Source organism: Pseudomonas sp. QLc11A, from assembly GCF_052112305.1.
Taxonomy (GTDB): domain Bacteria; phylum Pseudomonadota; class Gammaproteobacteria; order Pseudomonadales; family Pseudomonadaceae; genus Aquipseudomonas; species Aquipseudomonas laurylsulfatiphila.
Genome location: NZ_JAVAJJ010000006.1, coordinates 279743 through 286909 on the forward strand (window position 1 = coordinate 279743; position 7167 = coordinate 286909).

The window sequence follows — 7167 nt, forward strand, 5'->3', positions numbered from 1 at the left end:
GGCGTTGTGTGTACCGCAGAGGATTAGTCGACGGCTTTTACCATATCTTCGATGACCTTTTTGGCGTCACCGAACACCATCATGGTTTTGTCCAGGTAGAACAGTTCGTTGTCCAGGCCGGCATAGCCGCTGGCCATCGAACGCTTGTTGACGATGATGGTCTTGGCCTTGAACGCTTCGAGGATCGGCATGCCGGCAATCGGCGATTTCGGATCGTTCTTCGCGGCTGGGTTGACCACGTCGTTGGCGCCCAACACCAGCACCACGTCGGCCTGACCGAACTCGGAGTTGATGTCTTCCATCTCGAACACCTGGTCGTAAGGCACCTCGGCCTCCGCCAGCAACACGTTCATGTGGCCCGGCATGCGACCGGCAACCGGGTGGATCGCGTACTTCACGGTCACGCCGCGATGGGTCAGCTTCTCGGTCAGTTCCTTCAACGCATGCTGCGCCCGTGCTACCGCCAGGCCATAGCCCGGAACGATGATCACGGTGTCGGCGTTGGTCAGCAGGAAAGTCGCGTCGTCAGCCGAGCCGGATTTCACCGGACGGGCTTCCTTGGCGCCTGCCGGACCTGCGTCGGCTGTATTGCCGAAACCGCCGAGCAGTACATTAAAGAAGGAGCGGTTCATCGCCTTGCACATGATGTACGAGAGGATCGCACCGGATGAACCTACCAGCGAACCCGCGATGATCAGCATCGAGTTGTTCAGCGAGAAGCCGATACCTGCCGCTGCCCAGCCGGAGTAGCTGTTGAGCATCGACACGACCACTGGCATGTCCGCGCCACCGATCGGGATGATGATCAGCACACCCATGATGAAGGCCAGGGCCAGCATCAAGGCGAAGGCGCTGAGGTCGCCGGTCAACATGAAGGTGATGCCCAGGCCCAGGGTAGCCACGCCCAGCAGCAGGTTCAGCTTGTGTTGACCGGTGAACTGTACCGGTGCGCCCTGGAACAGGCGGAACTTGTACTTGCCCGACAGCTTGCCGAAGGCGATGACCGAACCGGAGAAGGTGATCGCACCAATGGCGGCACCGAGGAACAGCTCCAGGCGGTTACCTGCCGGGATCGCGTCACCCAGCTGCGCAACGATACCCAGCGACTGCGGCTCGACGACCGCCGCGATGGCAATGAACACCGCGGCCAGGCCGATCATGCTGTGCATGAAGGCGACCAGTTCGGGCATCTTGGTCATTTCAACGCGTTTGGCCATGATCGAACCGGCAGTGCCGCCGATCAGCAGGCCGACGATCACGTAGACGATACCGTCATGGGCCAGTTCGGCACCGAGCTTGTAGATCAGGCCGACCGTGGTGAGGATAGCCAAGCCCATGCCGAGCATGCCGAACAGATTGCCGCGACGCGACGTGGTGGGATGCGAAAGGCCCTTGAGCGCCTGGATGAAGCAAACCGAGGCGATCAAATACAGGGAAGTAACCAGGTTCATGCTCATGCTTGCTGCACCTCAGCCTTGACTGCTTCGGCCTTGGCGGCCGGAGCTTTTGCCGGGGCCGCTTTCTTCTTGAACATTTCCAGCATGCGCCGGGTGACCAGGAAGCCACCAAAGACGTTGACGGCGGCCAGGGCAACGGCCAGGGTGCCCATGGTCTTGCCCAGCGGGGTCACAGTGAGGGCGGCGGCGAGCATGGCGCCGACGATCACGATGGCCGAGATGGCGTTGGTGACAGCCATCAGTGGCGTGTGCAGTGCAGGTGTAACGTTCCAGACCACGTGGTAGCCGACATAGATGGCCAGCACGAAGATGATCAGGTTGTAGATACCGTGAGAGATCAGCATGTCTTCCATTGTTTTTATCCTCAGCCGTTCTTGCGCACGATCTGGCCGTCGCGGCACATCAGGCACGCGGCGACGATATCGTCTTCAAGGTTGATCACCAGTTGTCCTTCTTTATCGAACAACAGTTTCATGAAGTCCAGCAGGTTGCGTGCGTACAGCGCCGACGCATCGGCCGCCACTGCGCCCGCCAGGTTGGTCGGGCCAACGATGGTCACGCCATTTTCGACCACCACCTGATCGGCCACGGTCAGCGGGCAGTTACCGCCCTGGGCTGCCGCGAGGTCGATGACTACCGAGCCCGGTTTCATCTGTGCCACGGTTTCTGCGCTGAGCAGCGTCGGTGCCTTGCGGCCCGGAATCAGCGCCGTGGTAATGACGATGTCAGCCTGCTTGGCGCGCTCGTGTACCGCCGCGGCCTGGCGCTGCATCCAGCTGGCCGGCATCGGCCGGGCGTAACCACCGACACCAACGGCGCACTCACGCTCTTCGTCGGTCTCGTAAGGCACGTCGACGAACTTGGCGCCGAGGGATTCGATCTGCTCTTTCACCGCAGGACGCACGTCTGAGGCTTCGATCACCGCACCCAGGCGTTTTGCCGTGGCAATGGCCTGCAATCCGGCTACACCGGCACCAAGGATCAGCACGCGCGCCGCTTTTACGGTGCCCGCAGCCGTCATCAGCATCGGCATGAAACGTGGGTAATGGTGAGCGGCCAGCAAGACAGCCTTGTAACCGGCAATGTTGGCTTGCGACGACAGCACATCCAGGCTTTGGGCGCGTGAGGTGCGTGGCGCAGCCTCCAGGGCGAAGGCGGTAATGCCGCACTCGGCCATCTTGGCGATGGTTTCGTTGTTGAACGGATTGAGCATACCCACCACAACGGTGCCGCTTTTGATCAGCGCCAGCTCGCTGTCGCTGGGGGCGACCACCTTCAAAATCAGCTCTGCTCCAAACGCATCATTGGCGCTGCCAATGGTTGCGCCTGCCGCTTCATAGGCACTGTCGACAACGCTGGCATTAACGCCGGCGCCGCTTTGTACAGTGACCTTATGACCCTGGCTGATCAGCTTCTTGATGGTTTCCGGGGTTGCAGCAACCCGTGTTTCACCGGTCTGGGTTTCGAGAGGAACACCAATGTGCACGTCAAATCTCCTGCGTGATCTTATTGAGTAAACCCATGCACTACGGATGGTGCGGCTGGGGCGGCCGATCAGCACGATCCCGCCAAATCAGGGCGGGGCGCGGCATTTTGCAGGCGAACTTTGTGCCCTTCAAGGGATTATGACGGGTGACGGAAAATTAACTACAAGTCACCCCGTGACCGAATGTCGCAACCAACCGGCTCGATCCCTTGCAAACCGTGCTTTACAAGGATTCTGGCCGAAATTGAAGAATTTATACATCGGCCGTATGAATGATGCGGCATCGCCTCGAAATAGTGGCCCAAAGCCGCGTGATCTGGCGCTTGTGGGACGTTTGTACGACTTTTCGATACAGTTTGCTGTTATGCGACAAATCCGTATATCTGTAGGGCTTTGTTTTTGCTGACTACGGGGTCAGGTAACGTGGAGAAGCCTTTACTCCTCTAGGCTGTAGCTGTGCGCCTGGTTTACCAGCCAGTCACGAAATGCCCTTAAAGACGCGGATTCGACCTTTCGCTCAGGAATCATCAGGTAATAAGCCTTGATGCTGGACAGTGCTTGCGGGTTGGCGATCACCAGACGTTTTTCTTTCAACTCCCTTTGAATCAGGAACGGCGGAATCAGGGCAATGCCCATGTCATGCATGGCCGCTTGGGCGAGCATGGAGAATAGCTCGTAGCGGGGGCCTGTCATGTCTCGCGGGACATTCAGGTGTTGGGAATCGAACCACTGGCGCCAGGCATAAGGACGGGTGGTTTGTTGCAGCAGGGGCAAATCGGCGATTTCGCCGGGCGTAAGGCTGTTGTTGTTTCCGAGCAGGTTGGGGCTGCAAACGGGCATCGGATTTTCACCCATCAGCCTGTGGGATTCTGTACCCGACCAATCCGCGTCGCCGAAGTAGATCGCGGCATCGAAATCCGTGTCGGCGAACAGGAACGGGCGTGTGCGGTTGGTCAGGTTGACCGTCACTTCCGGGTGCTTGTGCTGGAAATCCTTGAGTCGTGGCAGCAGCCATTGGGTGCCGAAGGTCGGCACCACGGCCAATTCGATTACGTTGGTGCCCTGCTGGCCCATCACGGACAAGGTGTCGCGCTCAACCGCATCAAGTTGAGTGGCGATCCGGCGGCTGTAGGAAAGCCCGGCCTCCGTCAGCTTCACTCCACGCCGCGAACGTCGGAACAGTTCTACGCTGAGGAACTCTTCAAGGCTGGCGATCTGTCGGCAGATCGCCCCCTGGGTCAGCGAAAGCTCCTGGGCGGCCTTGGTGAAGCTTTCATGGCGCGCCGCGGCCTCGAAGCTGATCAGGGCGGTGGTGCTGGGTATCTTCCTGCGCATGTACGTCAACCTCACTAATACATCGCATAAAAGCTCTTTTGCGACGTTTCGGAGTGAGAAATTAGCACAACAGTATGCGAAATCCTCGTTTGCCGTAGCGCCGATCCAGGCCTAGGATCACTCCACGTTATTTGACCCGATTCGAGAGGACACACTCATGGGCGGTAAAGCTAGCTTCAACTGGATCGATCCCCTGCTGCTGGATCAACAGCTCACTGAAGAAGAACGCATGATTCGCGACACGGCTGCGCAGTTCGCTCAGCAGAGCCTGGCGCCGCGCATTCTTGAAGCTTTCCGCCATGAGAAGACCGATCCGGCGATCTTCCGCGAAATGGGCGAAGTGGGTCTGTTGGGTGCAACCATCCCCGAGCAGTACGGTGGCAGCGGCCTGAACTACGTCAGCTATGGCCTGATCGCCCGTGAAGTCGAGCGTATCGACTCCGGTTATCGCTCGATGATGAGTGTTCAGTCCTCGCTGGTGATGGTGCCGATCAATGAGTTCGGTACCGAAGCGCAGAAGCAGAAGTACCTGCCGAAACTGGCCTCGGGCGAGTGGATCGGCTGCTTCGGTCTGACCGAGCCTAACCACGGTTCCGACCCGGGCGCGATGATCACTCGTGCGCGCAAAGTGGAAGGCGGCTACAGCCTCACCGGCAGCAAGATGTGGATCACCAACAGCCCGATTGCCGACGTGTTCGTGGTCTGGGGCAAGGATGATGCCGGCGACATTCGCGGCTTCGTTCTGGAGAAAGGCTGGAAAGGCCTGAGCGCTCCGGCGATTCACGGCAAGGTTGGCCTGCGGGCATCGATCACCGGTGAAATCGTGATGGACAACGTGTTCGTGCCGGAAGAGAACATCTTCCCGGATGTCCGTGGCCTGAAAGGTCCTTTCACCTGCCTCAACTCGGCACGTTACGGCATCTCCTGGGGCGCACTGGGTGCGGCCGAGTTCTGCTGGCACACCGCTCGCCAGTACACCCTGGATCGTCAACAGTTCGGCCGTCCATTGGCAGCCACTCAGTTGATCCAGAAGAAACTGGCCGACATGCAGACCGAAATCACCATGGCGCTGCAAGGCTGCCTGCGTCTGGGTCGTATGAAGGATGAAGGCACTGCGGCGGTCGAAATCACTTCGATGATGAAGCGCAACTCTTGCGGCAAGTCCCTGGACATCGCGCGCATGGCTCGCGATATGTTGGGCGGCAATGGTATCTCCGATGAGTTCGGCGTTGCTCGCCACCTGGTGAACCTGGAAGTGGTGAATACCTATGAAGGTACGCACGACGTCCATGCACTGATCCTCGGTCGTGCGCAAACCGGCATCCAGGCGTTCTATTAACAGGAGGACGTCCATGGGCGCGCTATCGCATCTACGGGTACTGGATTTATCGCGGGTGCTGGCCGGGCCTTGGGCCGGGCAGATCCTGGCCGACCTCGGCGCTGAAGTGGTCAAGGTCGAGCGCCCCGGTAACGGTGATGACACGCGCGCCTGGGGGCCACCGTTCCTTAAAGACGCTTATGGGGAAAACACCAGCGAGGCTGCCTATTACCTGTCGGCCAACCGCAACAAGCAATCGGTCACCATCGACTTCACTCGCCCCGAAGGGCAGAAGCTGGTGCGTGAGCTGGCGGCGAAGTCGGACATCCTGATCGAAAACTTCAAGGTTGGTGGTCTGGCGGCCTATGGCCTGGACTATGAATCGCTGAAGGCGATCAATCCGGACCTGATCTATTGCTCGATCACCGGGTTTGGCCAGACCGGTCCTTACGCCAAGCGTGCGGGTTATGACTTCATGATCCAGGGGCTGGGCGGTCTCATGAGCCTCACGGGGCGACCTGAAGGCGAAGAAGGTGCGGGGCCGGTGAAGGTTGGCGTGGCACTGACGGACATCCTGACCGGGCTCTACTCGACCGTGGCGATCCTGGCTGCGCTGGCGCATCGGGATCACGACGGCGGTGGTCAGCATATCGACATGGCGCTGCTGGACGTGCAGGTGGCCTGTCTGGCCAACCAGGCCATGAACTACCTGACGACAGGCAATGCGCCTAAACGCTTGGGTAATGCTCATCCGAACATTGTGCCCTATCAGGATTTTCCTACGGCGGACGGCGATTTCATCCTTACTGTCGGGAACGACGGGCAGTTCCGCAAGTTCGCGGAAGTGGCCGGGCAGCCGCAGTGGGCGGACGATCCGCGTTTTGCCACCAACAAGCTGCGGGTGGCGAACCGTGCGCTGCTGATTCCGCTGATCCGCCAGGCAACGGTGTTCAAGACCACCGCTGAATGGGTGGCGCAGCTGGAGCAGGCGGGCGTGCCATGCGGGCCTATCAATGACCTGGCGCAGATGTTTGCCGATCCTCAGGTCAAGGCACGCGGCTTGGCCATCGAGCTGCCGCATGCGCTGGCGGGAATGGTGCCTCAGGTGGCGAGCCCTATTCGTCTGTCCGAAACCCCGGTGGAGTACCGGTTTGCGCCACCTTTGCTGGGTGAGCATACGCTGGAGGTATTGCAGCGGGTCTTGGGGCTGGATGCAGGCTCGGTGTCTGCGCTCAAGGCGTCTGGCGTGCTTTGATTGCTCTCCTCTATATAGGGAGGCGCTTTTGCTTCTCTATATAGGCTACAAACCCGGCGTTTTAGCGCTTTCTGCGAGTTGTTGATAGAAAAGCAAAAACAGAGCTTGACGGTAGATTTCAGATGTCTATAATTCGCCCCACTTCTGGCGCAGTCGAAACGGAAAACTTCTTTGTAAACAAAGAGTTACGCAGTTTTCGGCAGCAGGTTGCTTCAGTTTATCGAAGCGCCAGGGAAGTTGAAAAAGAGGTGTTGACAGCAGCGAGTAACGCTGTAGAATTCGCCTCCCGCTGACGAGAGATCGAAAGCGCAAGTGG

6 protein-coding genes are annotated in these 7167 nt (G+C 59.1%); 2 read left to right on the forward strand and 4 right to left on the reverse strand.

Annotated features, from left to right (window positions below):
• Positions 1-23: 23 nt before the first annotated feature.
• The 4 genes from Q8X48_RS12045 to Q8X48_RS12060 all read right to left on the reverse strand — a co-directional run bounded on the left by Q8X48_RS12045 (position 24) and on the right by Q8X48_RS12060 (position 4278).
• The gene (locus Q8X48_RS12045) at positions 24-1457 is read right to left on the reverse strand and encodes an NAD(P)(+) transhydrogenase (Re/Si-specific) subunit beta (protein ID WP_007969748.1); all 1434 of its coding nucleotides are present in this window, start codon (positions 1455-1457) and stop codon (positions 24-26) included.
• Positions 1454-1810, reverse strand: coding sequence for an NAD(P) transhydrogenase subunit alpha (locus Q8X48_RS12050; RefSeq protein ID WP_007992881.1), 357 nt, complete (start codon positions 1808-1810; stop codon positions 1454-1456). The genes Q8X48_RS12045 and Q8X48_RS12050 overlap by 4 nt, the downstream gene beginning before the upstream one ends.
• An 11-nt stretch (positions 1811-1821) precedes the next feature.
• A complete protein-coding gene (locus Q8X48_RS12055; RefSeq protein ID WP_007969746.1) occupies positions 1822-2943 on the reverse strand; it encodes a Re/Si-specific NAD(P)(+) transhydrogenase subunit alpha in 1122 nt (373 codons plus the stop codon).
• Between the two features lie 435 nt (positions 2944-3378).
• On the reverse strand, positions 3379-4278 hold the full coding sequence (locus Q8X48_RS12060; RefSeq protein WP_015092939.1) for a LysR family transcriptional regulator: 900 nt from the start codon (positions 4276-4278) through the stop codon (positions 3379-3381).
• 157 nt (positions 4279-4435) lie between these two features.
• Here Q8X48_RS12060 and Q8X48_RS12065 point away from each other — a divergent pair, with 157 nt between their 5' ends.
• Both Q8X48_RS12065 and Q8X48_RS12070 read left to right on the forward strand, forming a co-directional pair.
• Positions 4436-5617: an acyl-CoA dehydrogenase gene (locus Q8X48_RS12065; protein ID WP_007969743.1), complete on the forward strand. Its 1182-nt coding sequence runs from the start codon at positions 4436-4438 to the stop codon at positions 5615-5617.
• A 13-nt stretch (positions 5618-5630) separates the two neighbouring features.
• Positions 5631-6851, forward strand: a complete 1221-nt coding sequence (locus Q8X48_RS12070; protein WP_407800682.1) for a CaiB/BaiF CoA transferase family protein — start codon at positions 5631-5633, stop codon at positions 6849-6851.
• Positions 6852-7167 lie beyond the last annotated feature (316 nt).

What these genes read in the sequence shown, in the direction of transcription:
- Q8X48_RS12045 (WP_007969748.1), bottom strand. Translation starts at nt 1,457, where the DNA reads ATGAGCATGAACCTGGTTACTTCCCTGTATTTGATCGCCTCGGTTTGC.
- Q8X48_RS12065 (WP_007969743.1), top strand. Translation starts at nt 4,436, where the DNA reads ATGGGCGGTAAAGCTAGCTTCAACTGGATCGATCCCCTGCTGCTGGAT.
- Q8X48_RS12070 (WP_407800682.1), top strand. Translation starts at nt 5,631, where the DNA reads ATGGGCGCGCTATCGCATCTACGGGTACTGGATTTATCGCGGGTGCTG.
- Q8X48_RS12050 (WP_007992881.1), bottom strand. Translation starts at nt 1,810, where the DNA reads ATGGAAGACATGCTGATCTCTCACGGTATCTACAACCTGATCATCTTC.
- Q8X48_RS12060 (WP_015092939.1), bottom strand. Translation starts at nt 4,278, where the DNA reads ATGCGCAGGAAGATACCCAGCACCACCGCCCTGATCAGCTTCGAGGCC.